We start from the raw sequence: 26,437 nt of genomic DNA on the forward strand, positions 1-26,437 counted from the left end.
GTCCTGCAGTTCCTCCTCGTCGCCGGATTCCGCTTCGGTGTCGTGCAGTGCCGCGACCGGATCACCGTCGGCGCCGTCCCTGGTTCCCATGCCCGTAGTCTTCCGCTTCGCCCGGTCGCTGTCACGACCGCGCGAGCACCGGCGTAAACCTTGTCCACCCGAGTGACCCGCTACCCCGCCGAATCGGGAAGGCCCGCCTCGCCCAGTGCTCGCAGTCGTGCAGACAGAAGCTGTCGCCACGCCGTTCGAGGGTGACCCGCGGGCGTGGCGACGTGGCGATCCTCAGTACCGGACCTGCGCCCCGACGGCGTACGAAAGACGCGTTCTGGTACGAGCAGAGCTTGGGGCCGACCAAGGCCGGGACGTCGCTGAGACATGACGGAGCGTCAGACACCGGGATGGAGGCCGACGTCGACCCGAAGGCCAACCCGGCACCGCACCCGCATTTCTCGATGTAGTCGGCGATTGTGTGTACTTCCACCGGCAGACCGGCGACCAGCACTCCCAGTTCCGGCTGGTTTCCGAGCTGCACCCGGGCCTGTCCTCGCCGCAGCGGAACGCACGTAGGGCGAGGGAGCCCCAAAGCACCCCGGGCCGACTCGGCCGATCGGCGAGTTGAAGGCCGTGCCGACGGATGTGCCGTTGATCGTGGCCCTGCACCACCCGCCGTACTCCGCGGACGACCACCGTTCCGGGTCCACGCGCATGATCAAGGTTTTGGACGAGGCGACCGCGGCGTCGAGTCGGCGGCCGGATCTGGTGATCGCGCGGCACGTGCACAACTACCAGCGGCTGACGCGCACCCTGCGGGCGAGGTCCGGGTGGACGCCGGGTCGAAGCCCTAGGCTCCAGGAGTGAGTCGCTACGACGACGTGTATGAGTCGCTGCAGGTCGCCGGCGTGCGCTTCGTCATCGTCGGTGGCATGGCAGTCGTGCTCAGCGGCCATGTGCGCATGACCGTGGACCTGGACCTCGTGGTGGACCTCGCCCCCGAACCGGCCGCACGCGCGATGCAGTCGCTGACCGGACTCGGGTTGCTCCCCCGAGTCCCCGTCCGGCCCGACGACTTCGCGGACCCGGCCGTGCGCCAGGAGTGGATCGACACCAAGCACATGCAGGTGCTGTCCTTCCACGACCCGCAACAGCCGGCCCGCGAGGTCGACGTGTTCGTGGCCTACCCGATCGACTTCGAACACTTGCTCGCGGCCGCCGTACCCACCCGCGTCGGCGACCGGACAGTGCTGGTCGCCTCGATCGAGGACCTGATCACCATGAAGCGCGCAGCCGGCCGCACGCAGGACCTCGCCGACATCGAAGCCCTCCAACGGCTCAAGGACCAGGCCGGCCCGTGACCGAACCGACATGGGAGGCAGCCACCTTCGAGGGGGCAGCTGAGGCACAGGCCGCCGCGGTCGCGGCGCTGACCCCCACCCAGCGCGTTGAACTGCTCGAGCAGCTGCTGGAGATCGCACTGACCTCCGGGGCCCTGCAACGCTCGCGCCAGCAGAAGCAACTGGCCCTCGACCAGCTCTGGACGAACTGACCCCACCCCGGCGGTCCCGCCGGCCGCCGCCGCCGTAACGGCGTGCTCACCACAACCGGCCGCGGACGAACCGCCCGAGGGGACGTCGATGCCTCACTCGGCGCCGGGACCCGATCGCCGTCGGCGACGAGGAGTTCGTCGACACGTGGGTCGCCATGGTGGTGGGCCAGTTGCCCCAGACCTGAACCGTCGCCGAGTGCGGTCTGGGCAGGCCCTACCGTAAGGGTCCACGGGATCCGGTCGGATCGAGACGAGGGCAGCCGATGGTGATGCCGCGGTGGGTTGCGCGGGCCAACCGGGTAACGGTGAACCCGATCGCCCGACACCTTGCACCGCGGGCTCCCGGCATGGGTGTGATCGTGCACCGGGGTTCGAGGTCCGGACGCGAGTACCGCACCCCCGTGTTCGCGATCGCCACCGCAGACGGTTACGTGTTCGCCCTGGCCTACGGGTCCCGCGTGGACTGGCTGCGCAACCTCCGCGCGGCAGGAGGCGCTGAACTTCGTGCCCGCGGCCGGACCGTGCACCTGAGCGACCCGCGCATCCTGGGACCCGAGCGGGGACGCGACCTGCCGTGGGTCGCGCGCCTGCTGTTCACCCTCATCGGGGTCCGCGAGTACCTGGAGACCACCGCAGTCCGCTGACCTACGGGCGCGCACTGCCTCTGCCGGCAGGCAGTCGAGCAGGTCGTGGTGAAGTCGGGCCCAGGCGCCGGTCGATGGGGATTGGGGGTCCAGGGTCGGCGGAGTAGCGGAGGCCCGAGCAGCCCGCTTCCCGCGGTCAACACCGCCACCACTGCCCTGGGTTGCGCGCTTTGCCTCAGCCGGTGCAGATGTATCACCTCGGCTTGGCCATGCGCGAGGCCAGGCAGGTCGAATCTGACGCTACGTAAGTGCTGCGGCTTTCTCGCCGGGGGGCCGGCTGGCTGGACGAGTACGAGGTGTTGCGGCCGGCGGGAGCAGCCCTGTGGATCTGACGGTCCGTCATGGCTCGGGTGAAGCAGGCCATTGCACCATTCCTGGGAGGCGACCCGACGATCGCGAACGGCAGCGCCAACGGTCCGATGGCTGCCGCAGCCGCACCGATTTCGACCGAATCGTTAACCTTGTCGGCCTTTTCATCCGACTGATCCTGGGCGATCCTCATCGCATGGACTACCGACCGGTCGGTAAGTCAGTCGGGTTGAGGCATTACACGGCGCGACCGGGCCGGGTGCCGACAGGAAGGAAACGAGAATGAATCTGCGTCGGAGCAGTATGTCGGCCGGTCGACTGGCCGCTGCCTTTGTGTTGACCGGTGCCGCGTTGGCTGCCGGCGTCGGCACTGCAGGTGCGGCCACGGTGCCCAGCCAGGCCGTGACAGCGATGGTTCCGGCCAACCACCACGACGGTGGCGGCGGGCACTACCGCGGCGGCGGTGGCGGGCACTTCCGCGGTGGCGGCGGGCACTACCGCGGAGGCGGTGGCTACTACGGCGGTGGCTACGACGGCGGTTGCAACCCGTACTACTACGGCTACTACGACCTCGACAACCCCACCTGCGACTGACCGACCCTCGACCAGGCTCTACGCATCACCGGCAGACGCGGGCACCGGCGGGAAATCCGCCGGTGCCCGCGTCCGGCCAGGTCGGCCGATCCTGGACCGATGCAGTCGGTTGTCGTCGAACGACGTGCCGAACCCGACCGGGCGCCGACCCGTCCGCGCATCGAGATGGAACCGGTCCTGCACACGTGGCAACGGGCGAACAGTGCCTGCCCGATCCGTGCCGGACCAGGTGCAGGACCGAAAGCCGGATCGCGAGCCTGATCGTGAGGTCGTCGGCCTCGGCCCGATCACCTGCCGGCCGGGCGCACCCGGCACATCGGCGCCGCGTGACCGTTCAGGGCTTACGGCGCCGGCGGCGGCCGGCACGCCAACCGAACCGCAGCCCGATCCGCAACAGCAACATCACGACGACCACCCAGCCGGCGGAATGACCCGCACCGCTGTGCAACATCCGGTCCACCCCCGCAGACGGTCCGGGACCCGAGCCCGCGCCGCCGGGACAAAGCCTCCTCCCCCGGCACCACCGGGGAGAATCGGGCAAACGTCGGACATCCGGTCTCATCCCTTCGGACACCGCGGGGACGTCCGGCCGGCACAAATCTGATGCCCGATCAGTCACGGTCGACCACCTGTACTGTCCACCGTCGACTGACGCAGCGTCACCAAACCCTGGCACCTGGGCGTGTCCCCACCCCGCCCGGGAGGGCACGGCCCGAGGCGGACGTGCGTCACCGTTCGCGCAAGCCAATGGATTCCCTCGTGTGGACCGCCGGAGGCTGACCCGAGGTCCGGTCGGTCCAGCCGAAGCGACCGGTGAACCGATCCCCGCACCCTCCACCCGGTACCTCGACGGCTGCGGCGATCCCCGAGCGTTCCGGTGACGGGCCCTCAGATCGCATCCGACTCCCGCCGAGGAGTCGCGTCCGGCACAGGCTCGCACCTTCGGTAAAACCTGGGCGGGCCGGGGCGGGCGCTGCTAACTTCTCGGTGACCGAGCTTGGACAACGAGGAGGTGGTACCCGTGAACGAATCGACGTGGGTGCTCCCCAGCGGGATCACGGTCGGACGATAGGTCGTCCGGGAGCGCCATCCCAGCAGCGCTCCCGAAAGGCACGACCATGCGATTCACCTCCGAACAGCCCCTCGAGGACGGCGTCCTCGAACGCGGATTCACCCTCGGCGAGATCCCCGGCATCCTCTGGACGCCCGGCCCCGCACCCGCTCCGGCCCCACTGGTCCTGCTCGGCCACCCCGGCGGACTGCGAAAGATGTACCCCCGGCTCGCGGCCCGGGCCCGGCACGCCGCCACGGAATACGGCTTCGCCGCGGCCACCATCGAGCTGCCCGGCAGCGGTGACCGGCCCCGTTCGGCCGACGCCGAGCAGGCCCGCGCCGACCTGCGCGCGGCGCTGGCGACCGGCCACCCGGTCGCGGAGATCGTCGAACGGCTCGTCCTCCCGCTGGTCGAGACGGCGGTCCCGGAATGGCAGGCCACCCTGGATGCCCTCCTTTCGCTGCCCGACATCGGCGGCCCGGTCGGGTATTCAGGCGGTGTGATCGCCATCGGCATCCGGCTGGCGCTCGTCGAGCCGCGCGTCGTCGCCGCCGCTCTGTTCGCCGGAAGCTTCGTACCCCGCGCCATGTACGAGGAAGCCCGGCAGGTCACCATTCCCCTGCACGTCCTGCTGCAGTGGGACGACGAAGGCAACGACCGGCAAGGGGCCCTGGACCTGTTCGACGCCTTCGGGTCGCAGGCGAAGACGCTGCACGCCAATCTGGGCGGGCACACCGGCGTCCCGGCTTTCGAGGGGGAGGACACCGCCCGGTTCCTCGCCCGGCACCTGCGCCGGCTGCCGGGATGACAAAGCCCGTCGCGTGAGCCGGGGAATCTCGTCAGGAACCAGTCAGTGCTGACTAATCCGGGAACGCGGCGACACCTACGTGCTCCGGTAGGCATCGGACCGGTGTCGATAGAGCGACCCCGACAGTTCGCTCCTGTTCGTCGACCCAGCCGCGTCCACGTACCTGGACAGGTTCGCCTTCACGTCCGCCAACGGCTCAATCGTCATGACCATAATTGTCATCACGAACTCGGGTGTGAAAAGGGTGGGTTCTGCGCCTCGCGGAGCGGGCAGAGTGCACAGGACCGCACACCGGCGGGCCTTGCAGAACCCGACAGCAGGTCCTCGTCGGTTGTGCGGGGCCCTGCGGCGTGGCGGCAAGGTCGGGAACCACCTCACAGGCGCGAACGCGCAGCGACCTGTTTCTGACTCTACGTCAGGTGGTGTCGTGCGCTTGCCGCGCGGGTCGTCCGAGAAGCGCCCGCGGATCTGGGGTGCGGTGCGGGGTGATGACGGTCCGGGGACGGGTGGGTGAACAAGGGCGAGTCACCGTCGCCCGGGCGTCGCTCGGGTGAGGATCCCCGGATCGGCTTCTGCAACAGGGAAAGATGGGGGTTCGTTGTGGTGACGGTGAAGGGGTCCGGGAAGCATGTGTTCGCCCGTAAGCGGCCGGCGTGGGCCGGAACACGGTGGCGGCAAGCTCGCCGCGCGACACCCACTACCGGGACCTGCCCGAGGCGACCCGGAAGGCGCCGTTCCGGCTGGATCACGTAAGGCCCAGGTCGTCCGACGCTGGTTCGGCGCCGTGCGACCTGGATCCTTACGTGTGTTCGGGCGGTGAGCGGAATGGTCTCCCGTTCATCGAGACGCTGGACAAGGCTGAGTCATGCACACCTTGCGTGTGACCCGACACCGCGTGGCACGTCTTAGCTGTTGCGCCCCGGGTGAGTTGGCTGAGTCCAGCGTCGGTAGCAAGCGTTACGCGCGCTGCAGCTGCCGGGCGGTCACGCGGATCTGCCCGGCGTCGGTCTGGGCCTGCTGGGCCTGGTTGTGGGCCTGCATGGCCTGGTCCTCGGCCTGCTGGGCCTCATGGTTGGCCTGATCAGCGCGCTCCTGGGCGCTCTGGGCCCGCTGGTTGGCCTGCTGCGCGTCGTTCTGCGCCTGCTGCAGCTGGGTTTGGGCCTGTTGCGCCTGCCCCTGGGCCTGCTGGGCGCGCTGGTTGGCCTGCTGGGCCTCGCTTTGCGCCTGCTGGGCCTGGTTGTGCGCCTGCTGCAGCTGGATCTGAGTCTGCTGCACCTGCCCCTGGGCCTGCTGCGCCTGGTTCTGCGCCTCGCGGGCTTGGTTCTGCGCCTGCTGCGCCGCACCACGGGCATGCTGGGCCAGCTGCCGTGAGCCCTGCGCATCCTGCTGCGCCTGCCGGCACTGGTCCTCTACCCGCTGCAGGTCGCGCTGCAGTTCGCTGGTCGCCATGCGGACCAACGTGCTCTCGTCATGACCCCGGTCGTCCCGGTCGGTGGACTGCTTCGTGGACTGTGGAGAAGTCATGCCGGTTACCTCATTCTGTTTGATTTATTGTTTGCTGATTCCGGACAGATCGCGATCAACATCGCGACGCACTGTGCGGCGGGCGCGGGATCATCCGTTTGTCAGGAGACACGGTCCCGGCGGCCACTAGCCTCGCGCAGACGATTTATAGACCCGCCAGGTATCTGCACGCCACCCTGGAGATGACCAATCGTAAATCGTCCCCGCACCGGTCAGTGGATTCATCACCATCACCACCTCCCGACACGGGGCCGAAACCCCACCGACATGGCGAACTCCTCGAGGTTGAGCGCGCAGCTAAACTTTCTGACGCGGTCTCACCATGCTGATCTGGCGGAGCAAAGTCGATATCTCCGGACCGCGGACTTTCACGCATCGTCCTGATGATCTGTCAGCCAGAAGGTTGTTTCGGGTCCTTGCGACCACCTTGCCAACCGCCTGGCTGGGCCAACCGAACCTGGTCCGCCCGGCTGGATGCGCTTCTGCACCCCGACGTGTGTGTTCTGCAGCCTCTTGACCGAAGCCACAACCACACGACGCTGAATGTCCTCGACGACGTGGCTTACCCGCTCACGAACAAGGCGTTCCGCGAGCCGCGTCCCGGTGTCTCGCCCGGCCCTTGATCGGACTGATACTCGCGCTCATTGCCGCGAGTTGTTGCCGTGGTCATCCGTGATATCCGAAAAAGCTCCGATCTGACATGGTGAATACTTTTAGGAATACGGAAGATTCTGTGGACCCGTGAATCTTTATCCGCTGCCGAACGACGTCGACCTGTTCAAGGCCAACGGGGACAGAATCCTCACGCCAAGTCGTCCGGGGTCTGGGAACGATTACAGATTCACCCTGTACCGCAGACTGCGCGGCCGTCAAGACAATAGCCAATGAACGGCGCGGCCTGAACGGCGTGGCTGGCCCGACACGCCGCGTTTCCGTTGTATTTCAGGACCCATTGCCGCCGACGGCTACGGTGAACCGGATGCCCCAAGGAGCGCCGCCTGGATCCCGCAGATCACGAGCGGCTGCTGACCGATGCCTCGGGCTTCCCGCTGATGCTGGGAACGTTCGAGGCGAACACGCGGGTCTCCTGCAATTCAGTGGCGTCGGGCGGACCGCCCGGGCGAGGCCCAGGTGAACGGTTCGATCTTCGCCCGCCAGGTCGCCGACCTGCCGATCGAGGAGTCGACGTAGCCGAGGCGCTGCGCGATACCGGTGAGCAGGGCGACGACCGTCTTCGTCTGGCTCCAGTTCTGCCTCGGGACCCGGTCGAAGAGCGGATCGACGCGAACCACCCGGGGGAGCTCGGCTTCCGGCCCCTCGGTCGCGGCCACAGGTACTCCGCCCCCGCGGGCAGCGAGGCTAGGTCCTCGATGCGGAGCATTACGTTATCCCAGGACCACCGGATCGCCGACCCGGGCGAGTCAGACCTTTTCGGCAGGCTGCGCGGTTGCCTGACCGAGGAAGATGATTTCCGTGTCACGGTCCAGGGGCAGGCTTCTGCGGCGTGGCTCGACTGGTCGTGCGGTGGTCGGGGTTGGGATGGGAGGCTGCGGTGGAGCAGCGTGGACGGGTTCGGGTCGAGGTCAGCGCGAAGCGGGTGCGCGCCTACCTCGGCGGTCAACTGGTTGTCGACTCCCGCGCCACCAGGATGGTCTGGGAGAGACCCCAATACCCGACCTACTACTTCCCCGGCGGCGACGTCCACGCCGGCCTCGAGCCGACCGGGAAGAGCGAGCACTCCCCCTCCCGTGGTGCCGGCGAACGCTACGACGTGCGGGTCGGGTCGAACACCGCGCCCGAGGCGGCGCTGCGCTACCCGGACTCCCCCATCGAGGAACTGCGCGACCTGGTCAGACTCGACTGGGCGGCCATGCACGACTGGTTCGAGGAGGACGAACCCGTGTACGTGCACCCCCGGGACCCCTACACCCGTGTCGACGTGCTCGCCTCCTCCCGCCACGTCCGCATCGAGGTCGACGGGATCACCGTCGCTGAATCAGATCAGCCGCGCATCCTGTTCGAGACGGGCCTACCGGCCCGCTACTACCTGCCCCTGACCGACCTGCGACAAGACCTCCTGACCCCGTCCCGGTCGCGGACGCAATGCCCGTACAAGGGCACGGCCGACTACTGGAATCTCGACCTCGGGGCGGCGACCCACCCCGACTTCGTCTGGACCTACCGGTCCCCGCTGCCGGAGAGCCAGAAGATCGCCGGGCTGGCCTGCTTCTACAACGAGAAGATCGACCTGTACCTGGACGGGGAACTGCAACCGCGGCCGCGCACCCACTTCACCTGAAGCTCGGACTCCGGGACTCGCACCCGATGCGTCAGATCGAGTGACCGACCCGACCCAGGCCACCAGCCCCGAAGCAGAAGCCGAATCGATCGACATTGAACAGATCCGGTACGGCGCGACGCTTCGACTGGTGGGCTTCTTCCGGTTCGCCGTCTTCTTCGGCCATGTCCTGGAGGTGCTCGTCGGGATCTACGGAGAGGTCCGGCAAGAACGCTTCCCGGATGAAGACTGACACTGCCGGTCGCGCTGCCGCCCCAGGTGTAGTGCCCACGGACCTGGGTGACGCGTTTCTATGTTCTGGCGAGGGCCTGCGGTGAGGTGTGGCTGTCCTGACCGACAATCCTCGGCGTAGCGCTTATCGCCGGCCGCGGCGACCGCCGCGACGAAATCGACCGGGCCGTAGGACCGCAAAGCGTCTTCGCTTGCTGCCTGAAGGTTCGCCTGTGCCGCGGGAGGTTGTGGGTGGGGCCGATTCCGTGCAGGCGAAACGGGGCGCGGGCGCTGCCTGTCAGCCCCGTGCCGGGGAGCGGCGGTCGGGTCAACGGCCTGGGGGTCCGGGCTGGGCTGGGGCGCAGACGCCCTGGGGCGGGGCGGATGGGTTCTTCGATCCCTTGCCGACCCGGTAGGCCGTGTCGCAGTAGAAGGGCCCGGCCGCATCGTCGGAATCCCTGACCGGGACGGCGACGGTCGCCACGGCCTCCGTCACCGCAGCTCCGCCGTGTGCGCATGTGGGGTGCTTCAGTTCGAACTGGAAGGCCCCCTCGTCCCGGCCCTGCACGTCCTTGGGCAGCGGGTTCTCCCACGCGAGCCGCGTGCCACTTGGCAAGTTGTAGAAGCGGTAGGCGACCGAGGTGGCATCCGGCTCCCCGGCACGGGCCGGCGTGCTGGTGACCTTCCCGCCCTTGAAGACGATCGTGTAGGCCGTGTTGCGGTCCTTGCCCGTGCCACTGTTGCCGATGTAAGTGGTTGTACCGCCCGGATCCAGCCAATCCGTCAGCTTGGTGCCACACCCCGCGCCGCCCTGCGCCGTGACCTGCGGCAGAGGGATCAGGCCGACTGCCAGGACACCGACAACGAGACCGCCACCGCGACAGTGTCGCCGTGCTCGAAGGCTGCGGGTCATGTGTTCGCCCCTCCCCGGGCCGGGCGTGCGGATCCGAATCGCGCCGCCCCTACCCGCGCCCCGGTGTCACCAAACGACGCATCAGGAGCCTGGAACTCCCCGACAAGCCTCTTGGGTGGGCTCCCTGCGACTACAGGTGCGGTCGACGTGTTGCGTCCGCACCGTGAAGTGACTACCGGTCAGATCGGTCAGGCCCCCGGGCCACGCGGATTGCACGCAGTACGGAACCTGTGAGGAGGAGAGGAAATCACTGACTTACCGTCAGGTCGTCCGGTCAGCAGATCGCCGCCGGCGTGCACCGAGAGGCACTCCTCAGCTTTTGCGCTCCCGGCAGATTTCTCGGACCTGGGAGACGTCAACCGGCACTCGGCTGCGTTCGGCCCGGGGCGCAGCGGTGGATCAGGAACAGGTCGCCCTCGTGGCCGCCGTCGGCCTCACAGACCTCGCGTTCGGTCGGCGAGGAAGGCCCGGGCGCCCAATCGCCGAAACGGTAAAGGGAACCGAGGCCGAGAACTACGGGCACGATCACGACGCCTACCACGAGAATTCGCCGCCGGGCCACTGTTCTAACTCCCCAATCAGACCGCCGTGAGGCCATCGGCAGATGGTCCTCGCACGCGTCGACCCCCCTGGTTACCGATGAATCTCGTAGTCGTGAACAACCGCCAACCGCTGCTGCCTGGGACCGGCCGCGGGCCGGCCCAGGTCCACCGTCCTTGCGTGGAGGCGGTTCGAGGGCCGATGCGCCCCGGACCGGGCTGCATGAGCGCGAGCACCGTCGACCATGGGTTGTCAGGAACAGGCCGCCTTCGCAACCACGTTGGTGCCCACGATGCGTGTAAGGCCTCGCGGGGCGGAGTGGGCGCGTACCGTGGGAGCGGGGGTGGGCTGGTGTTCGCGGAGGCGGAACGTTTCCTGAGGTTGTTGTACGCCGAGCGGCCGGAACTTGGCGAACCTGGACCACGCGTCGACGAAGTGCGTGCGCAGATCGAGGCGACCGGCACGTACGTGCACACTGCGCAGGAACTCGCTCACGGTGCGCGGTTGGCGTGGCGGAACAACACCCGGTGCATAGGCCGGCTCTACTGGCGCAGCCTGATGGTGCGCGACCGTCGGCACGTCTCGGAGGCACGGCAGGTCTTCGACGAGTGTGTCGAGCATCTGCGGCTGGCGAACAACGGCGGAAAGATCCGCCCGATCATCACCGTTTTCGCCCCCGACACCTCGCAACTGGTCGGTCCGCGGATCCACAACGACCAACTCGTGCGCTACGCCGGCTGGTCTGTACCGGACGTCGGGCGGGTTGGCGATCCACTGACCGTCGGCCTGACCGGCCAGGTGGAGAAGCTGGGCTGGCGCGGAGCAGGGACCAGATTCGACTTGCTGCCCCTGATCGTCGAGTCCGCGGACGGCACCGTGCTGTGCGAAAAGCTACCGACCGACGCGGCGCTCGAGGTGCCGATCACGCATCCGACCCTGTGGTGGTTCACCGGGTTGGGACTGCGCTGGTACGCGGTTCCGGCCATCTCGAACATGGACCTGGTCATCGGTGGGGTCACCTACGGCTGCGCCCCGTTCAACGGCTGGTACATGGGAACCGAGATCGGGGCCCGCAACCTCGCCGACGTCGACCGCTACGACATGCTCCCCCGCATCGCCGAGAAGATGAAACTCGACACCCGCTCCGAGCGAACCTTGTGGAAGGACCGTGCCCTGCTCGAGCTGAACGTTGCGGTGCTGCACTCCTTCGAACGAGCCGGAGTCACCATCGTCGATCACCACACGGAGGCCAAGCGGTTCCTCGCCCATCTGGACAAGGAACAGCGCGACGGCCGCCCCACCCCCGGTGACTGGTCCTGGCTGGTACCACCGATGTCGCCCGCCACCACCGGGGTCTTCCACCGCTACTACGACCCACGCGAGCGCTCTCCCGCCTTCGTCCCGCGCGGCTCCGGTTGCCCGGCCTTCCACGACTGAGCGCACCCTGCCCGAGTCACCCATCCGGCATCCGCCATCCGGTGGCACTTGTTCACAAACGTGTGACGGCGGAGCAGCGGCCGAACACCACCGCCGGGCCCGCTACTGGCGCCAGCCGGATCGGCGTCGTCGCCGGCACACGACTTCCTCAGTCGGATGGGGGTGTACGTCCCATCGACGCTCCCCCCATCCGACCTGCGGCGCAGGCGGGCCCCGGTCCGCCTGCGCCGACCGCGCCCGCGTGGCACGGCGGGCAGCGGCGGCCTGCTCCCGGATGGCCGCCGCAGATCCACGGTGCCCGCGACGTGTTTCCGGGGCACTTCCCACCTGTGAAGACTGCGCTGCGATCAAGACGCGGTACCGGTCGCACCGGCAGGTACAGTCGCAACCGTCGTCTGACGTACTGTCACTTCTGTGCCGGGTCGACGCTGAGACTCCCCTGGCGACCGGGCTGCCGAGCCGGCCCGGTGCGGTGATCGAGGTTCGTCGGGTGTGGTCCGCAGCGCCGGGCCCAGGCGGGGGCGAGTCAGGTCCGCGGACCGGTGCCCCGCAATCGCCGGGCGACGATTTCCGGCAGGTCGTCGCGGCGGATCCCCACCTGTGGCGTGGCGAGGAATGCGGTGGCCATGCCGGGAAAGGTCACCGCCACGAGCCGGGGCAGGTCCCGGTCCGGTATCAGGGCGGCTGCGATCTCAGCCAGGACGCGACCGGCGCGGGCGCGGCTCAGTTGCGGATAACGAGGTCCGGGGCTGAGGTAGGCGGCCGCGAGTTCGTCGAACAGCGCCCGGCGGGCGGGGGCGTGGATCCTGCGGTCGGTCTCGATCGCATCGGTCAGAACTTCGGCGTGCTCCCGGCGGGCCGGGTCGAGATCGGTCCGGGCCAACAGACTGGCGCGGACGGCGTCGGCGTGGAACTGGATCCCGAGCACGTGCTCGATGATCCGCTCGTCGGTGACCGCGAGGGCACCGGCGCTATACATGTGCCGTTCCCAGTAGGGGTCGTCGATCAGTAACCGGCCGAGTTCCCGGACCCGGTCGGTCCGCACCGCGAGCGTGGGGTCGCCGGTCGCCGTCCACAGTTCCGACAAGAGGACGCTCCCTCGAACCGTGCACCGAGACGCCCCGGCTCCCCGATGCAAGGCCTGCACCTGAGAGCCGGGGCCGGGCAGGGTTGCCGTCCGGGCGCCCTGACTCGCCCACCGGGTGTCCCTTCTCGACAACGCTTCCACTCGCGGCCGGTGCTCAGGGCACGGCCTGGTGAAACCTTCCGCACACCGAGGGCAAGGCGTCCGGGCCGTCGTGACGGGCGCTACGGCGAACCCGCGGCCCAAGCGCACGACAGCAGCAGCTTCCGCCGGCCGGCCGCCGAGGCCCGGCCTCCAGGTGCGGCAGAAGGGGGCACGCGGCGTGTCGCCGGCTGGTTCCGACCACCGACGATGCAGGCCGCGCGGTGCAGAACTGTTCACCGGCCCGACATGCTCCCGCGACACGACGCCTCGCGCTTCGTCGGAATCCTGCCCACATCCCGAGGGTTCTCACGGCTCGATCGGAGGCGTGTCCGCGGACACGGTGGCAGGTCCAGGATTCGAAACCTGGCAAGCCTTCGCGGCGGACTTACCGGACGTCGCCGTACCTCGTCCGACTTGCGGGTTCCCATCCCTGCAAGCGATTTGGGCGCGAATTAGGACATGAATCCCCGCCGACAGCCGGCGGCCTGCCGCTGCAGTCCTTCGCGACGAACCAGATCTGGCTCGAGCCGACCCGCCTCGCCACCGAGCTGCTGGTCTGGACCCGGCTGCCGGCCTGGGGTGGCGAACCCGCCCATCGCTGGGAACCCAAACGCTTGCGCCTACGGCTTGTCACCGTCGCCGCCCGGGTGATCACCACCGGCCGCCGCAAGATCCTGCGCCCGAACCAACGATGGCCCTGACCCGAACCCGGCGCCGGAGACCGACAGCGACCACGAACCGATCAGCGCCACCGACCGCCGGGCCGCACGACACCCGCCGGCTCACGAAAGATCGCGGTCAGGAGGCCGGGACACACCGTCGGAACCCTTGTCCTGCCGCACTTCTGGGGAAGTCGCGAGTCGGCTGTGCCCGATGAACGATTTCGACGACGACAGGCGCCCAGTCGTTGCTAGGTCCGCCCGTCGTCCTCCTGGGCCTCGAAGAGCGCCGCCTGATCGCCACTCGAGCGGTCCTCCCAGTCCGCGTGAAGGGTGGGGTACCCGGCCTCCCGCATCGCCTTCAACACAGCCCGGTCGTCGTCCACGACCACACCCACCATCCGACCCCTGGCCAGCCCGTCGAGCAGTCGTACCTTCATCCGAGCAGCCGGTCGACGTTCACCGTCCGGGCGCATCACAAGCGGGTGCCCACCAAGGCCCCACCGGTCCAGCCACCGTTGCGTGTCCCGCCGCATCCGGCTGGGACGACCGGTCAGAAACACCACGTCATGGTCCTGCGCCAAGCGCAGGACGAGGTCAATTCCCGCGGGATGTGGCGGATCGAGGACGGCCGCATGAAAGAACGCGTCCCAATCCTTCACCCGGCCCGACAGGAGAGGGAGTCTGTGCCGAACGTCCGCGACGACTCCGTCGATGTCGACGACCGCCAGCGGAAGTCCCTCGCTCATCACCGCGGCCGTGTCGCCATGCGGCAGAGGACGCCCACGTTCAGCGCTCCTGGCACGACCGGCCGACCTCTTCATCGCCCGCAACCAAACCACGGGAGACGAGGCGACGCCAGCCGAATTCCATGGGCTGCGAATCGGCGAAGGCCGGCTCCGCTGCGCAGCAATCCGGATCGGCTTTGCGGCCCGCGAAGTAGTTGTGCCCCGAGGAAGCCACGCCTGGATCCGTCAGTGACCTTCGTGGCCGAGTCAGGACACCTGGTCGAGCCCGGGCCGGTTGCCCTTCTGCCAAAGCGCCTCTCGGCGGTCCCGGTCGTGGAAGGTGTCTGGGACGAAGGCCGCTCCGGTCGTTCCAGCGACAACGGGATGGAGCTCCGGCGGCTGTGGACCCAGGCCGGGCACCAGGTCTCGGCGCTCGGACGTGAGGGCGGAGATGCCGCCGGGTCCGATGTCCTGGTGGTAGCGGTACCGTCGAGCGCCATCCCCGAAGCGCCGGCGGCCCTCGCCGGCACGACGGGCCTGCCGACGGCGAAGTCATTCAACACCAACTTCGCGGCGGCGTACGAGTGCCTCGCCAAGGAGCCGATGCCGCCGAGCAATCTGTTCGCGTGCGATCCGCCGGTCCGGGACCCTCGCCCACGAGGTCGGTCCGTTCTTCTGCTGCTACGGGCGGCCGGGCCAGCTCTGACCTCTTCGCGTCCCCCGACTAGCATCTCGGCGGTGCGGATCGCGGTGTTGCGCAGGCAGGGCGCCGAGCGGGCTGTCCACCCGCTCGAGTTGTTCTTCGACCTGGTCTACGTATTCGCGATCGGTCAGCTGTCGCAGCACCTGCTCGATCACGTCGTAGTGCGTACCGGCGCCGAGACCGTGATCATGACTCTGGCGGTTCTCTACGCGTGGTACATGGTCGCCTGGGCGGCGAACTGGCTCGACCCCGACAGACTGCCGGTGCGGCTGCTGCTGATCGGGCTGATGTTCGCCAGCCTGCTCATGTCGGCCGGGATCCATGCCGCCTTCGAAGGGCGGGCCTGGTTGTTCGTCGCGGGCTATCTGCTGATCCAGGTGCCGCGTTCGGTATTCCTGATCGTCGTTCTGCGCGGGAAGCAGCTCGGCGCACATTTCGTCAACGACCTGACGTGGGAAGTGCTCGCCGGAGCGCTCTGGATCGCCGGGGCGATCGGCGACGGCGACTTCCGACTCACGATCTGGGGTGCCGCGGTGGTCGTGACCTACGTCGGAGTCTCGTGGCTGCACTGGTTGCCCGGACGGGGTCGCGCGATCGACCTGGCCCATACCGAGATCGCGGCCATGCACCTCGTCGAGCGGTTCCGGCTGTTCTTCATCATCGCGCTGGGCGAGACGGTGTTGACCATGGGCAGCGCGTTCACCCACGCCCCCTTCGAACCCGAGCGACTGGTCGCGCTGTCGGTCGGGTTCACCGGAACCGTCGCGTTGTGGTGGTGCTATTTCCACCGCGCCGAGCGCATCGGTGTCGAGTTGGCCGAGCAGGACGACCAGGCCGGCACGGTCGGCTGGTTGGGTACCTGGACGCTCACCGTGATGGTGCTCGGTCTCGTCGGCATCGCGGTCGGCGACGAGTTGGCGATCGCCCACCCCCGCGACGGCTCGACGCCGGGTTTCGCGCTCATCACCTTCGGCGGGCCGGCCCTGTTCCTGATCGCCCAGACCTTCTTCCTCCGCGCGACGCTGGGCCGCGTGCCCCGGTCCCGACCGTTCGGCGTGATCTTCCTGGCGGTCCTCGGCCTTGTCACCGGGCCGCTCGCGTTGATAGGCGGAATCATCTGCTCGACCGCGGTGCTCGTCGCCGTGGCCCTGACGGATTCGTTGCAGGAGGGCCGGCACTCGCCGACGGCACGAGGCTCGGCCGGCACACCCGCCGGCCGGAACCAGCTCACGGCCCGCGGAACAACAGCCGATCCTCGGTACGGTCCGGCAGCGGCCGACAGGGACGTGCTCGGGAGCGCCTGACGGTTCGTCACTTGCGCTGCGTCGCCGGGTTCGCAGGGTCGAGTCGTGTCCCACCGGTCGTCGGGCCGTGCGCGTCCGCGCCCGACGCATGGTGCCGGTCGGCACCGACATTCAGGCAGGGGGGCCGATTCGGTGGTGAGCTGACCCCGGGAGGATGCGGCCGAGCCAGGTTGCCACCGTGTCCGTGATCATCGGCAACGGGTTGCTGGATCGAGCCGATCCGGCCGGCGCAAACATGTGGTTGGTGTCCGGAATCTCGACCAGATGCATCGTCTCGGGCAGCGCCGGGAACTGTTCCGGACTCCCGAACGGGTCGAGTCCGCCCTGGACCACCAGCACCGGCACCCGGACCGACAGCAGTTCCGCCGGACTTCCCGGCCCGAGCAGCGGATAGGCCAGGACGAGTACCGCGGCCGCGCCGAGTCCGTCGGCGGTTCGGCAGGCGACCTGGGAGCCCGCGCTGCGGCCGCCCGCGATCACCGGAGTCGTGTTGGAGCCCGCGACCGCTTCCGGCCAGATCGCCCGCCACGCCTCATCAAGAGCCGCCTCGCCCGACGCACGAGGGTTGTGCTCGACGCGATAGGGCTGCCTCATCAACGCGACCGAGATCCCTACCGTGGGCAGGACGCGAGCGAGTGCCTGCAGGTCCGCTGCCTCGACGCCTGTTGCTGTGCCGTGTCCGAGGACGATCGTCGCGCGTTGTCGCCCGTCAGCCGGGAACCAGTCCAGCCGTGCCTTGCCAACCGGCGTCTGTACGTACTGCTCACGCACCGTGGCCTCCCGCCACCGCGGCGACGATTCCCCGGCCGGCCATGAAGTGGGCCACCTGGGATGTGATGGCCGCCTCGGCCGGGATGAGGTGACCACCCGCGTGGTGGACGATCACCGGGTTGTCGAAGCGCTCCGCCAGTCCACGTGAGTCCTTCATCGGCACGATTCCGTCGGACGCGCCCATCACATGCAGCGAGGGCAACGTGATCTTTCGCTCGAAGAGCGCGGCGTGCTGCGGCTCGTGGCCGGCGAATCCTCCGACCATGACCGCGAACTTGAATCGCAACGCGTTCGTCGGGTCGCTTTGTTGCAGCGCGCAAAGCAACCCGGCCAGCGCGGCTCCTTGGCTGAACCCGAAGACGCCGTCGAAGCGTTCCTGCGCGGCAAGGTCGAGTACCGCGTCGCGGGTGCGCTCCCAGCCGCGGAAACCGTCGTGCCACCAGCCGAAGTCGCCGTGGGACAGCGACGGGGCGTCGACGAGGACCACTTCGGTGTCGGCGGGCAGTGCCGCTGACAGCGGGGCGATCTGTTGACGCAGTATCTGGGCACTGCCGTGGTAGCCGTGCAGCGCGAGGACTCGGGTGGCGGCTTTCATGCCTCGAGGCTGCCGAGGGCTGGCCCATATGTCCAACAGATAGATCGTCTAACTTCGATAAGTTGGGTGCATGACGATCTCGCTGCGCCAACTCGAGTACTTCGTCGCCGTCGTCGACGAGGAATCGTTCACCGCGGCCGCCGCCCGGCTCCACGTCAGCCAGCCCGGGCTGTCGCATCAGATCCAGGCACTCGAGCGCCAATTCGGCGGCCCGCTCCTGGAACGCCTCGGTCGGGGCGTGCGGCTGACGCCGGCCGGGCGCACCGCGTTGCCCCACGCCCGGGCGAGCCTGGCCCACGCCGAACGCGCCCAGAGCGCGGCACAGCGAGCATCCGGTGTCGACGCCGGGGAACTGCACGTCGGCACCTTGTACTCGATCAGCGTCGGGGTGCTGCCCGGCGCCCTTGCGGCCTGGCGGCTGAAGTACCCGGACGTGCAGGTACGCCTCGTCGAGTTCAGGCGCAGTGACGACCTGATCGCCGCGATGCAGGCGGGGCAAGCGGACTTGGCTGTCGGTCCGACACCGGACGGCTGGGAGGGACCGATCCACGAGATCGGGGCCGAGGAATTCGTGATCGCAGCCGCCTCCGGAACGCAGTTGCCCGGCGACGGTCAGACCGTCGCACTTGCAGACCTGGTCGAAACGCAGTGGGTGCATTTCACGCCGCCCAGCGGACTCGGTGACGTTCTGAACGAGGCATGCGCGAGGGCGGGCTTCGAGCCGCGTGCCGCGGTGCGAACTGAGCAAGCGCCATCCGCGTTGAACTTGGCGCGCGTCGGGCTGGGCATCACGCTGGTTCCGGGAAACATCGTGCCGCCGGAGTACAACGGCGTCGTGGCTCGCGTGCAGCCGCCGATCCAGCGCTCATTGTCCGTCTACACCCGGGTACGGCCGGACCCGATCACGGCCGCATTCGTCGAGGCGGTCTCCAACGAGGCACTGACCAACCCGCCGCACTTGCAGCAACTGATTCGTACCTCGGGCCGCTGACCCCGCAGTCCGTGGGCCTGGACGTGACAGGCCCGAGCGCGGGTACCCACTTAGCCCGATGAGCCGACGAAGCTCTGGGCAGTCCCGAATGAGCCTGGCGCTTCCTCGGCCTGGACGGTCATGGCCAGCAGGCGTGCGTCACCGTAGGTCGTCACCATCGCCACGTCGACGGCGTCGCGGCCGCGGCCGATGACCACGCGCCCGGTTCGGGCCCGGTTGTTGCGGGGGTCGAACGTCCACCAGCGCCCGCCGAGCCACACCTCCATCCAGGCGGCGAAGTCCATCGGCACGGGTTCGACGGGGATGTCGATGTCGGGCAGATAGCCGAACACGTAGCGCGCCGGGATGTTCAACGCCCGGCAGAAAGTGATCGCCAGGTGCGCGAAGTCGCGGCACACGCCCTGGCCGGCGGCGAAGGCGTCCGCGGCGGTGTAGGTGGGTGAGCTGGTCCCGTAGCCGAACAGCAGGTGCTCGTGGACCGCGGTGACGATCGCCTGCACCCGGCCCCAACCCGGCGCCAGGCCGCCGAAGCGGGCCCAGGCCTCGTTCACCAGGACGTCGGACAGGCAGAACGCACTCGGCAGCAGGTACAGCAGAACCTCCGAGGGCACCTCCCCGATCGGCATCTCGGGTGCGTCCGGGTCGGTGTCGTCCGGAGTCCGGGGCACCTCGAGGGTGGCTTCGTAGTGAATCTCGAAGGATCCGGGCGGGATGTTCAGCCTCGAGCATCTGTTGCCGAACGTGTCCTGGTACGCGGTGTGCGTTCCCGCGGGAACGAACGACAGCGAATGCTCGAGGACCCGTTGTCGGGGTTCGTCCTGGGGCTCGACCTGGAACACCGCGGAGATCGGTGCCGGGACGGCGAAGGAGAAGTCGCACCCCACGCGCACCCGTGCTGTCGGAAACGTGGTCGTCATCCGCCCAGCATGTGCGCCGGCCGTTTCGGGGTCATTACGCGTGCGGACGGAGGCCGCCGCTTCTCGACGGGACCGTTCCCGCGCCAGCGCGTCCGGCGAGAACCGCCCCACGCCGACCGTCCGCGGCGCGTCACCTCCGCGCGGCACGATCAACGCGGTCCCGTTGGACATCCGGTCCCACCGCGCGGACCCCAGGGGTTCGGAGGCCACGACTTCGACACCGTCGCCGTGGCGCCTGCACAGGTCGAAGTAGCCGGGTTGGTCCTCCGGCGGCGCCCCGGCGATCGGCGCATCGCCCTGGGCCGGCCCGCCGTGACAGCAGATGGCGGTCAGCTCGTCGCGGCCCAACAGCAACGCGTTGAGGCTGCTCGGCGTGAGGTCCCGACATACGTCGGCGACGGTGCGACGCACCCCGTCGTCCAGGCCGTCGCTGCGCACGCGGGCCAGCAGGACATGCAGCAGTCGCTCGCTGTCGGTGTCACCGCGCAGCGCGGCGATCTCGTCCGGGCTGAGCAGGTCAAGCAGGCCCGCCGCCGGGCGCACGGCCCCGTTGTGCCCGAAGGCCCAGTCGTCGACCACGAACGGATGGGTGTTCCCCGCAGCGACAGCGATCCCGGGGGTGGCCCAGCGCAGGTGCAGCAACGCAGCGTCGGTGTGCACGTCCCGCGCCACCGCGGCGTAATCCGGCGAGGAGTGCGCCGGCAAGTGCGAAGTGTGCACGCGCAGCTCGTCGCCCTCCCACCAGGCCATTCCCCACCCGTCGGCGTGCTGACGGGACAACGCGGCCAGCTCGTCCAGGCCGGCCTCACCGAGCACCTCCGCAAGGGTCGTGGGAGCGCGGGCGACCCAGCCCACCAAGCGGCACATCCGACCATCCTGTCGCGATGCGCGGGTATCCCGCCAACCGATCAGCAGGGTCGACGTTCTCGACCGTCCGACCAAGGCGGGTGTCGGCAGTTCGAATCTGCCCGGGGCGCCGACTTTGCGCGTGCACCTTCGGCTGATCCTTGACGCAACTGAAAGCAGTGAGTCGGCCGACCGCTGTATTTTCGGCGGGTTCGAATGAGGAGGCCGCCGCCATCGACGTTGAGCACGGTCCCGGTGCCGTAGCTCTGGGTCTTGCAGGAGAGGTAGGCCCGTGCAATGTCAGTCACCTCACCGACGCGCCCGACGCCGGACGGTGAACTGACGTCCCGTCAGCCGGTGACGTGCAGGATCCCGGTCTGACCGTACTGGTCGTGTTGGTTGATGTTGCAGAAGTAGTGGATGAACGTGCCCGGCGCCTCGGTGACCTTGTAGAACACGGTGGTCGGGCCCTGGCGAGCCGGGGCCATGCCGACCGGCCGGCCGGCCGAGGTGCCGTTCTCGATCATGACCATGTGCCCCGGGCAGATCGAGAACTGGTCGCACAGGTGATCCTTGTAGGTCCACACCACCTTGGCGCCGGACGGTACGTCGATGATCGTCGTGGGGTTGTCGGTGCCCGGCACCGGACCGCCAGACGGGTTGCGCAGGTAAGCCTGGTCGGTAGGCAGGCACGGTGCCTGGCGGCAGAACCTCAAGTTGGACATGTCCAGGTTCACGGTGGTGCCCACTGCCGAGACCGGTGCCGCGGGGGCCGCAAGCACGAGGGCGGCCGCCCCGCCGATGACGCGCATCATGCCGTGCCTCCTCGAGCGCCCGGCGAGAACCCTGGCAACCGGCGAGGCCGCGACCACCGTCGCCAGTGCCGCGGGCCAGGTCTTCGGCCGGCGCAGTCTTGCGATGGTGTCGGCGTTCATGAGGGAGGACTCCTTCCGGAAGGACAAAAGTCGGGCGGCCGGGCGCCTGCAATCGGAACGCCAGGTCGTCCAGCAGGTGCAGGATGCCCGCCCGCGGCGCCTTTCGGACCGGGGGACGACCCTGGTGCGGCCCGGGTCGCGGTGGCTGGGCACGGGTCTCGACGGCGTCGCCGCGCCGCGCGGGCCGGAGGAGTCAACGTCGAGACGATGCCCGGCGCCGGCCTCGTGTCCCGGGTCCTAGGCCGAATCCGTCATGGACCTTGCTGAGCAGGACCAGGATCGCCCCCTGGCGCGGAACCGGACGTGTCGGCAATGCCACCGGGATTCGGGTCAGCCGTTCATCCGCAGGCTTGTTCGGCCACTGCAGTCAGCTGGTCCACGAGCCGTCGCACGGCGCCCACCTCCGGGCCCAGAGCGGTCAGCAAGCGGCCCGGTCCGGCCAGTTGGGCGACGGTGACGAGTACGCCGGCGGGGTCCTGGAGGACTGTCGGGGCGGGCAGCAGATCCATCGCGACGCCGACCGCCAGCACGGTTGCCACGACCTTGGCGTTCCCCAGCACGGCCGAGGAGGACCACCACGGCTCATCCGGTCCCACCGTCAGATCCTGGGCGAGCAGCGGTCGGCCGGCGTAACTGACGCGCAGTGCGGTCGACGCGTTGCCGGGCACCTCGCCGCTGCGTCCGGTCACCAGTTCCTCGCGCCAGAGCAGGCCCCCGCCGTCCGCGACGGCCAATCGGGTCCGCCCGGCATGGCATGCGCGGGCGGCGACGACCAACGGCTCCAGCGAGACGTCCAGCCACCCGCCGGCAGCGACATCGGCGCTGAGCTGCGCGAATGACCGGGCACCGCAGCGGCTCGGCAGGGCCAAGGTAGCCCCGACCGACCGCAGCCGCAGCCGAGCGCCTGCACCGACCACCACGGAAAGGTCCAACCGGTCGCCGCCCAGCGGCCCGGCACCCGCCCCGACCAGGTGCACGGTCGCGGCACGCCCGCGCGGTCCGGTGCGGCGCAGCACCAACGGGCCCGCGCTGACGATCTCGGGCAGGACCGTGGTTCCGGCGGCCGGACCGGCGCCGGCATGTGCCGTCAGCCGAGCCGCGGCAGTGAAGGATCCCGAGGTCGGCGACACCTCAGCGTTCGGCCAGCCGCGCCCGCACCCAGTCCGCGACCTCGGTGGCCGCGGGATCGTCCACCAGCGAGCAGAACACGGTGGGCGCCGCGCCGCGGCGGGCCGTGGCGTCGCGGGCCATGACCGACAGATCCGCACCCACCCGGGGCGCCAGGTCGGTCTTGTTGATCACGAGCAGGTCGGCGGAGGTGATCCCGGGGCCGCCCTTTCGTGGCACCTTGTCGCCGCCTGCCACGTCGATGACGAAGATCTGCCGGTCGACCAGACCTCGACTGAAGGTTGCGGTGAGATTGTCGCCACCGCTTTCCACCAGCACCAGGTCCAGCGGCGGCAGCGTCTCCACCAGCTCGGCGATCGCATCCAGGTTCGCGGCGATGTCGTCGCGGATTGCGGTGTGCGGGCAACAACCGGTCTCGACCGCGCGGACCCGCTCGGCCGGCAGAACGCCGTTGCGCAGCAGGAAATCGGCGTCCTCGGTGGTGTAGATGTCGTTGGTCACCACCGCCAGGGCGATCTCGGCGGACAGCACCCGGCACAGGGCTGCCACCAGAGCCGTCTTGCCCGAACCCACCGGGCCGCCGACGCCGACCCGCAACGGTCCGTGCCGGTGCCGGTGACCGGCGAACTCGGCACCGGACAGGGCATCGATGTGTTCACGATGCAAACAGACGCACCTCCCAAAGTTCGTGGCGAATTGCCGCCGCGTCCAGCAGCGGGCCGCCGGCTGCGGGCAGTTCGGTCCAGTCCCCGGGAACCTCCGCGGCCAGTGCGGCGACGTCCTCGCAGGCCCCCGCCAACGAGGAGACCACGCCGGCCACTGCATACGGATCGAGGCCGAGCAGTCGCAGCGCGGCCGAGGCCGGTCCGGCCACGGCCGCGTACGCGACCGCCGCAGCCACCTGGAGCTGGTCCAGCCCTGCGGAGGCGGCGACTGCACCCGTGGCCACGGCCTGGTGCGCCCCGCCCGGGATGGCTGCTGCGAGGGCCTCCAGGACCGGTGCCGGCCAAACCGCGCGACCGGCCCGCAGTACCGCCCGGCCCTGAGCGCGGGAGACCCGACGTTGGACCTCCGCCGGATGTCGGGCGTCGGCGTGGGCGTCGAGGTCGCGCAGCGCATCGGGGGCGGCGGAGGCGTGCACCGCGGCGCACGCCGCGGCGGCCAGGGCGGCCTGTGTCAACCCTTGGGTGCGCAACCGGCCGGCCAGGAACTCCCGCAGGGTGGCCGGATCGGTCACGGCGTCGTCGGCCACGGCGACCTCGACTCCCCCGGAGTGCGCGTGCCCGCCGGCCGGGAAGCGTGCATCGGCCAGCATCAGCAGCGCTATCTGAGGCATCGTCAGATCCGTGCTCAAAAGAGGAAGTAGCGTTGGGCCATCGGCAGTTCGGCTGCCGGAGCGGGTTCGATGATCTCGCCGTCCACCCGAACCGTGAAGGTGTCCGGGTCCACTTCGATGTGTGGCAGTGCGTCGTTCCCGGGGAGGTCGGCCTTCGTCCGCGACCGGGTGTCGGCCACGGGTACCAGCTGCCGAGCGATCCCGAGCCGTTCCGCCAGCCCGGCCTCGATCGCCGCCGGAGAGGTGAACGCCAAGCTGGTCCGGGCCGGCACCGCCCCGAGGTAGCCGAACATCGGCCGGCCCAGGACGGGCTGCGGGGTGGGGATCGAGGCGTTCGCGTCGCCCATCTGCGCCCAGGCGACCGCCCCGCCCTTGAGGACGAGCAGGGGGCGCACGGCGAAGAACGCCGGATCCCACAGCACCAGGTCGGCCAGCTTCCCGGCCTCGACCGAACCGATCTCGGCCTCCAGCCCGTGGGTGATCGCCGGGCAGATGGTGTATTTGGCGACGTAGCGCCGTGCGCGCACATTGTCGGCGCCGTCGTCGCCGGGCAGTCGGCCACGGCGGGCCTTCATCACGTGCGCGGTCTGCCAGGTGCGGGTGACCACCTCGCCGATGCGGCCCATCGCTTGACTGTCAGACCCGATCATCGAGATCGCGCCGAGGTCGTGCAGCACGTCCTCCGCAGCCATTGTGGTGGGCCGGATGCGGCTGGAGGCGAAGGCGAGGTCCTCGGGCACAGTCGGGTTGAGGTGGTGGCAGACCATCAACATGTCGAGGTGCTCGTCGAGGGTGTTCACGGTGTGCGGGCGGGTCGGGTTGGTCGAGGAGGGCAGCACGTTGGGGCTGCCCGCGACGCGGATGATGTCCGGGGCGTGGCCGCCGCCGGCGCCCTCCGTGTGGTACGCGTGGATGCCCCGGCCGGCGATCGCAGCCAGGGTGTCCTCGACGAAACCGGCCTCGTTGAGAGTGTCGGTGTGGATGGCGACCTGGACACCGCTCGCATCGGCCACCCGCAGACAGGCGTCTATGGCCGCCGGGGTGGTGCCCCAGTCCTCGTGCAGCTTGAACCCTCCGGCACCGGCTCGCAGTTGCTCCCACAGTGCCTCGGGACGGACCGTGTTCCCCTTTCCCAGCAGGAGAAAGTTGACCGGGAAGGTGTCCATCGCCTCGAACATGCGTGCCAGGTGCCAGGCGCCCGGAGTGACCGTCGTCGCCTTGGTGCCCTCCGCCGGACCGGTGCCGCCACCGATCAAGGTGGTCGTCCCGCCGGCCAGCGCCTCGTCGATCAACTGCGGGCAGATCAGGTGGACGTGGCAGTCGATCGCCCCGGCGGTCAGGATCCGGCCGTTGCCGGCGATGATCTCGGTGGACGGGCCGATCACCAGGTCCGGATGAACTCCGTTCATCACGTCCGGGTTGCCGGCCTTGCCCAGGGCGACGATGCGTCCGTCGCGGATGCCGACGTCGGCCTTGATGACACCCCAGTGGTCGAGCACGACGGCGCCGGTGATCACGGTGTCCGGGGTCCCCTCGGCCCGGGTCGCGCAGGCCTGGCCCATCGACTCGCGGATCACCTTGCCGCCGCCGAACACGGCCTCGTCGCCGGCCCGGGCGCCACCGGAGCGGTCCTCGGTGATCTCGATCAGCAGGTTCGAGTCCGCCAGGCGGATCCGGTCGCCGACAGTGGGCCCGTACAGGGCGGCGTAGCGCGGGCGGTCCAGAGAGCTCATGCGCCCGGGCCCGGGTCCAGGGCACCGGCAGCGAGCCCGCGCAGTCCCGGCACCACCCGACGACCGCTGATGGGGGTCAACGAGACCTCCCGGGAGACCCCCGGCTCGAACCGGACCGCCGTGCCGGCGGGGACGTCGAGCCGCCACCCCCAGGCGACGTCGCGGTCGAACCGCAGCGCGGCGTTGGCCTCGGCGAAATGGAAGTGCGAGCCCACCTGGACCGGTCGATCCCCGGTGTTCTCCACCGTCACCGTGATCCGATCTCGGCCTGGGTTGAGCTCCACCGGGCCCGGGCCGTGAACCACCTCGCCGGGGATCATTCGATCGGGTCGTGCACAGTGACCAACTTGGTCCCGTCCGGGAAGGTCGCCTCCACCTGAACCTCCCGCAGCATCTCGGGCACCCCCTCCAGGACGTCCTCCCGGCCCAGCACGTGGCGGCCGGCGCTCATCAGATCCGCGACCGTACGCCCGTCGCGGGCGCCCTCCAGAAGGAAGGCGGTGATGATCGCGACCGCCTCCGGATGATTCAGCCGCAACCCCCGGGCACGACGTCGGGTGGCAACGTCCGCGGCGACATGGATCAGCAGACGCTCGACCTCGTGCGGGCTCAACTGCACGGGCGCACCATAGGGCAACTCCCGCCCGGTCCGCATCTTCGGCACGGTCTCGAGCGGGCCCGCCGGGTG

The 26,437-nt window shown here is 69.3% G+C and carries 29 protein-coding genes; 13 read left to right on the top strand and 16 right to left on the bottom strand.

Annotated elements, in window-relative coordinates:
* Window positions 1-251 precede the first annotated feature (251 nt).
* The 7 genes from VHU88_08680 (at window position 252) to VHU88_08710 (ending at window position 4,952) form a co-directional block, all read left to right on the top strand.
* Window positions 252-458 carry a hypothetical protein gene (locus VHU88_08680; protein HEX3611745.1) on the top strand — a complete coding sequence of 69 codons (207 nt, stop codon included), beginning with the start codon at window positions 252-254 and terminating at the stop codon, window positions 456-458.
* 166 nt (window positions 459-624) lie between these two features.
* Complete coding sequence (locus VHU88_08685) at window positions 625-858, top strand: metallophosphoesterase family protein (protein ID HEX3611746.1); 234 nt, start codon at window positions 625-627, stop codon at window positions 856-858.
* Window positions 855-1,352, top strand: a complete 498-nt coding sequence (locus tag VHU88_08690; protein ID HEX3611747.1) for a hypothetical protein — start codon at window positions 855-857, stop codon at window positions 1,350-1,352. Before VHU88_08685 ends, VHU88_08690 begins: the two co-directional genes overlap by 4 nt.
* On the top strand, window positions 1,349-1,543 hold the full coding sequence (locus VHU88_08695) for a hypothetical protein (protein ID HEX3611748.1): 195 nt from the start codon (window positions 1,349-1,351) through the stop codon (window positions 1,541-1,543). Before VHU88_08690 ends, VHU88_08695 begins: the two co-directional genes overlap by 4 nt.
* A gap of 263 nt (window positions 1,544-1,806) precedes the next feature.
* On the top strand, window positions 1,807-2,187 hold the full coding sequence (locus tag VHU88_08700) for a nitroreductase family deazaflavin-dependent oxidoreductase (GenBank protein ID HEX3611749.1): 381 nt from the start codon (window positions 1,807-1,809) through the stop codon (window positions 2,185-2,187).
* A 591-nt stretch (window positions 2,188-2,778) separates the two neighbouring features.
* Window positions 2,779-3,090, top strand: coding sequence for a hypothetical protein (locus tag VHU88_08705; GenBank protein ID HEX3611750.1), 312 nt, complete (start codon window positions 2,779-2,781; stop codon window positions 3,088-3,090).
* A gap of 1,118 nt (window positions 3,091-4,208) precedes the next feature.
* Window positions 4,209-4,952, top strand: coding sequence for a hypothetical protein (locus tag VHU88_08710; protein HEX3611751.1), 744 nt, complete (start codon window positions 4,209-4,211; stop codon window positions 4,950-4,952).
* 957 nt (window positions 4,953-5,909) lie between these two features.
* Here the strand turns inward: VHU88_08710 and VHU88_08715 are convergent.
* Together VHU88_08715 and VHU88_08720 are read right to left on the bottom strand one after the other, a co-directional pair.
* Window positions 5,910-6,476: a hypothetical protein gene (locus VHU88_08715; GenBank protein HEX3611752.1), complete on the bottom strand. Its 567-nt coding sequence runs from the start codon at window positions 6,474-6,476 to the stop codon at window positions 5,910-5,912.
* A gap of 1,094 nt (window positions 6,477-7,570) precedes the next feature.
* Window positions 7,571-7,807, bottom strand: a complete 237-nt coding sequence (locus tag VHU88_08720; GenBank protein HEX3611753.1) for a hypothetical protein — start codon at window positions 7,805-7,807, stop codon at window positions 7,571-7,573.
* A gap of 221 nt (window positions 7,808-8,028) precedes the next feature.
* Between VHU88_08720 and VHU88_08725 the strand changes: the two genes are divergently transcribed.
* Window positions 8,029-8,775 carry a DUF427 domain-containing protein gene (locus VHU88_08725; GenBank protein HEX3611754.1) on the top strand — a complete coding sequence of 249 codons (747 nt, stop codon included), beginning with the start codon at window positions 8,029-8,031 and terminating at the stop codon, window positions 8,773-8,775.
* A gap of 40 nt (window positions 8,776-8,815) precedes the next feature.
* Window positions 8,816-9,007, top strand: a complete 192-nt coding sequence (locus VHU88_08730; GenBank protein ID HEX3611755.1) for a hypothetical protein — start codon at window positions 8,816-8,818, stop codon at window positions 9,005-9,007.
* Window positions 9,008-9,313: 306 nt separating this feature from the next.
* Here the strand turns inward: VHU88_08730 and VHU88_08735 are convergent, their stop codons facing one another.
* Window positions 9,314-9,898 carry a hypothetical protein gene (locus tag VHU88_08735; GenBank protein ID HEX3611756.1) on the bottom strand — a complete coding sequence of 195 codons (585 nt, stop codon included), beginning with the start codon at window positions 9,896-9,898 and terminating at the stop codon, window positions 9,314-9,316.
* Between the two features lie 891 nt (window positions 9,899-10,789).
* Between VHU88_08735 and VHU88_08740 the strand changes: the two genes are divergently transcribed.
* Window positions 10,790-11,875: a nitric oxide synthase oxygenase gene (locus tag VHU88_08740; GenBank protein ID HEX3611757.1), complete on the top strand. Its 1,086-nt coding sequence runs from the start codon at window positions 10,790-10,792 to the stop codon at window positions 11,873-11,875.
* Window positions 11,876-12,401: 526 nt separating this feature from the next.
* On the opposite strand, the gene VHU88_08745 is transcribed toward VHU88_08740, so the two are convergent.
* Window positions 12,402-12,962 carry a hypothetical protein gene (locus VHU88_08745; protein ID HEX3611758.1) on the bottom strand — a complete coding sequence of 187 codons (561 nt, stop codon included), beginning with the start codon at window positions 12,960-12,962 and terminating at the stop codon, window positions 12,402-12,404.
* Window positions 12,963-13,324: 362 nt separating this feature from the next.
* Here VHU88_08745 and VHU88_08750 point away from each other — a divergent pair, with 362 nt between their 5' ends.
* Window positions 13,325-13,804 carry a transposase gene (locus tag VHU88_08750; GenBank protein HEX3611759.1) on the top strand — a complete coding sequence of 160 codons (480 nt, stop codon included), beginning with the start codon at window positions 13,325-13,327 and terminating at the stop codon, window positions 13,802-13,804.
* Window positions 13,805-14,013: 209 nt separating this feature from the next.
* On the opposite strand, the gene VHU88_08755 is transcribed toward VHU88_08750, so the two are convergent.
* Together VHU88_08755 and VHU88_08760 are read right to left on the bottom strand one after the other, a co-directional pair.
* On the bottom strand, window positions 14,014-14,202 hold the full coding sequence (locus VHU88_08755; GenBank protein HEX3611760.1) for a hypothetical protein: 189 nt from the start codon (window positions 14,200-14,202) through the stop codon (window positions 14,014-14,016).
* A gap of 349 nt (window positions 14,203-14,551) precedes the next feature.
* The gene (locus VHU88_08760) at window positions 14,552-14,725 is read right to left on the bottom strand and encodes a hypothetical protein (GenBank protein HEX3611761.1); all 174 of its coding nucleotides are present in this window, start codon (window positions 14,723-14,725) and stop codon (window positions 14,552-14,554) included.
* 503 nt (window positions 14,726-15,228) lie between these two features.
* Here VHU88_08760 and VHU88_08765 point away from each other — a divergent pair.
* Entirely contained in the window at window positions 15,229-16,497 is a 1,269-nt protein-coding gene (locus VHU88_08765; protein HEX3611762.1) for a low temperature requirement protein A, read from the top strand.
* A 111-nt stretch (window positions 16,498-16,608) separates the two neighbouring features.
* Here the strand turns inward: VHU88_08765 and VHU88_08770 are convergent, their stop codons facing one another.
* Both VHU88_08770 and VHU88_08775 read right to left on the bottom strand, forming a co-directional pair.
* Window positions 16,609-17,268 carry an alpha/beta family hydrolase gene (locus tag VHU88_08770; protein ID HEX3611763.1) on the bottom strand — a complete coding sequence of 220 codons (660 nt, stop codon included), beginning with the start codon at window positions 17,266-17,268 and terminating at the stop codon, window positions 16,609-16,611.
* Window positions 17,261-17,863: a hypothetical protein gene (locus VHU88_08775; GenBank protein ID HEX3611764.1), complete on the bottom strand. Its 603-nt coding sequence runs from the start codon at window positions 17,861-17,863 to the stop codon at window positions 17,261-17,263. Before VHU88_08775 ends, VHU88_08770 begins: the two co-directional genes overlap by 8 nt.
* A gap of 70 nt (window positions 17,864-17,933) precedes the next feature.
* Between VHU88_08775 and VHU88_08780 the strand changes: the two genes are divergently transcribed.
* Window positions 17,934-18,854, top strand: coding sequence for a LysR family transcriptional regulator (locus VHU88_08780; GenBank protein HEX3611765.1), 921 nt, complete (start codon window positions 17,934-17,936; stop codon window positions 18,852-18,854).
* A 50-nt stretch (window positions 18,855-18,904) separates the two neighbouring features.
* On the opposite strand, the gene VHU88_08785 is transcribed toward VHU88_08780, so the two are convergent.
* The 8 genes from VHU88_08785 to VHU88_08820 all read right to left on the bottom strand — a co-directional run bounded on the left by VHU88_08785 (window position 18,905) and on the right by VHU88_08820 (window position 26,368).
* Window positions 18,905-20,638, bottom strand: coding sequence for a class II glutamine amidotransferase (locus VHU88_08785; GenBank protein HEX3611766.1), 1,734 nt, complete (start codon window positions 20,636-20,638; stop codon window positions 18,905-18,907).
* A 329-nt stretch (window positions 20,639-20,967) separates the two neighbouring features.
* Complete coding sequence (locus tag VHU88_08790; GenBank protein ID HEX3611767.1) at window positions 20,968-21,552, bottom strand: hypothetical protein; 585 nt, start codon at window positions 21,550-21,552, stop codon at window positions 20,968-20,970.
* 338 nt (window positions 21,553-21,890) lie between these two features.
* Entirely contained in the window at window positions 21,891-22,682 is a 792-nt protein-coding gene (locus VHU88_08795) for an urease accessory protein UreD (GenBank protein HEX3611768.1), read from the bottom strand.
* 1 nt (window position 22,683) lies between these two features.
* A complete protein-coding gene (ureG, locus tag VHU88_08800) occupies window positions 22,684-23,346 on the bottom strand; it encodes an urease accessory protein UreG (GenBank protein HEX3611769.1) in 663 nt (220 codons plus the stop codon).
* Window positions 23,336-24,016: an urease accessory UreF family protein gene (locus VHU88_08805; GenBank protein HEX3611770.1), complete on the bottom strand. Its 681-nt coding sequence runs from the start codon at window positions 24,014-24,016 to the stop codon at window positions 23,336-23,338. Before VHU88_08805 ends, ureG begins: the two co-directional genes overlap by 11 nt.
* A 14-nt stretch (window positions 24,017-24,030) precedes the next feature.
* Window positions 24,031-25,749 carry an urease subunit alpha gene (locus VHU88_08810; GenBank protein ID HEX3611771.1) on the bottom strand — a complete coding sequence of 573 codons (1,719 nt, stop codon included), beginning with the start codon at window positions 25,747-25,749 and terminating at the stop codon, window positions 24,031-24,033.
* Window positions 25,746-26,069 carry an urease subunit beta gene (locus VHU88_08815; GenBank protein HEX3611772.1) on the bottom strand — a complete coding sequence of 108 codons (324 nt, stop codon included), beginning with the start codon at window positions 26,067-26,069 and terminating at the stop codon, window positions 25,746-25,748. The genes VHU88_08810 and VHU88_08815 overlap by 4 nt, the downstream gene beginning before the upstream one ends.
* Entirely contained in the window at window positions 26,066-26,368 is a 303-nt protein-coding gene (locus tag VHU88_08820) for an urease subunit gamma (GenBank protein HEX3611773.1), read from the bottom strand. The genes VHU88_08815 and VHU88_08820 overlap by 4 nt, the downstream gene beginning before the upstream one ends.
* Between the last annotated feature and the right edge of the window lie 69 nt (window positions 26,369-26,437).

This window comes from Sporichthyaceae bacterium, from assembly GCA_036269075.1.
Lineage (GTDB): Bacteria > Actinomycetota > Actinomycetes > Sporichthyales > Sporichthyaceae > DASQPJ01.

What these genes read in the sequence shown, in the direction of transcription:
- VHU88_08775 (HEX3611764.1), bottom strand. Translation starts at nt 17,863, where the DNA reads ATGAAAGCCGCCACCCGAGTCCTCGCGCTGCACGGCTACCACGGCAGT.
- VHU88_08785 (HEX3611766.1), bottom strand. Translation starts at nt 20,638, where the DNA reads ATGTGCCGCTTGGTGGGCTGGGTCGCCCGCGCTCCCACGACCCTTGCG.
- VHU88_08815 (HEX3611772.1), bottom strand. Translation starts at nt 26,069, where the DNA reads ATGATCCCCGGCGAGGTGGTTCACGGCCCGGGCCCGGTGGAGCTCAAC.
- VHU88_08805 (HEX3611770.1), bottom strand. Translation starts at nt 24,016, where the DNA reads ATGCCTCAGATAGCGCTGCTGATGCTGGCCGATGCACGCTTCCCGGCC.
- VHU88_08710 (HEX3611751.1), top strand. Translation starts at nt 4,209, where the DNA reads ATGCGATTCACCTCCGAACAGCCCCTCGAGGACGGCGTCCTCGAACGC.
- VHU88_08790 (HEX3611767.1), bottom strand. Translation starts at nt 21,552, where the DNA reads ATGAACGCCGACACCATCGCAAGACTGCGCCGGCCGAAGACCTGGCCC.
- VHU88_08735 (HEX3611756.1), bottom strand. Translation starts at nt 9,898, where the DNA reads ATGACCCGCAGCCTTCGAGCACGGCGACACTGTCGCGGTGGCGGTCTC.
- VHU88_08715 (HEX3611752.1), bottom strand. Translation starts at nt 6,476, where the DNA reads ATGACTTCTCCACAGTCCACGAAGCAGTCCACCGACCGGGACGACCGG.
- VHU88_08755 (HEX3611760.1), bottom strand. Translation starts at nt 14,202, where the DNA reads ATGAAGGTACGACTGCTCGACGGGCTGGCCAGGGGTCGGATGGTGGGT.
- VHU88_08705 (HEX3611750.1), top strand. Translation starts at nt 2,779, where the DNA reads ATGAATCTGCGTCGGAGCAGTATGTCGGCCGGTCGACTGGCCGCTGCC.
- VHU88_08780 (HEX3611765.1), top strand. Translation starts at nt 17,934, where the DNA reads ATGACGATCTCGCTGCGCCAACTCGAGTACTTCGTCGCCGTCGTCGAC.
- VHU88_08700 (HEX3611749.1), top strand. Translation starts at nt 1,807, where the DNA reads ATGGTGATGCCGCGGTGGGTTGCGCGGGCCAACCGGGTAACGGTGAAC.
- VHU88_08810 (HEX3611771.1), bottom strand. Translation starts at nt 25,749, where the DNA reads ATGAGCTCTCTGGACCGCCCGCGCTACGCCGCCCTGTACGGGCCCACT.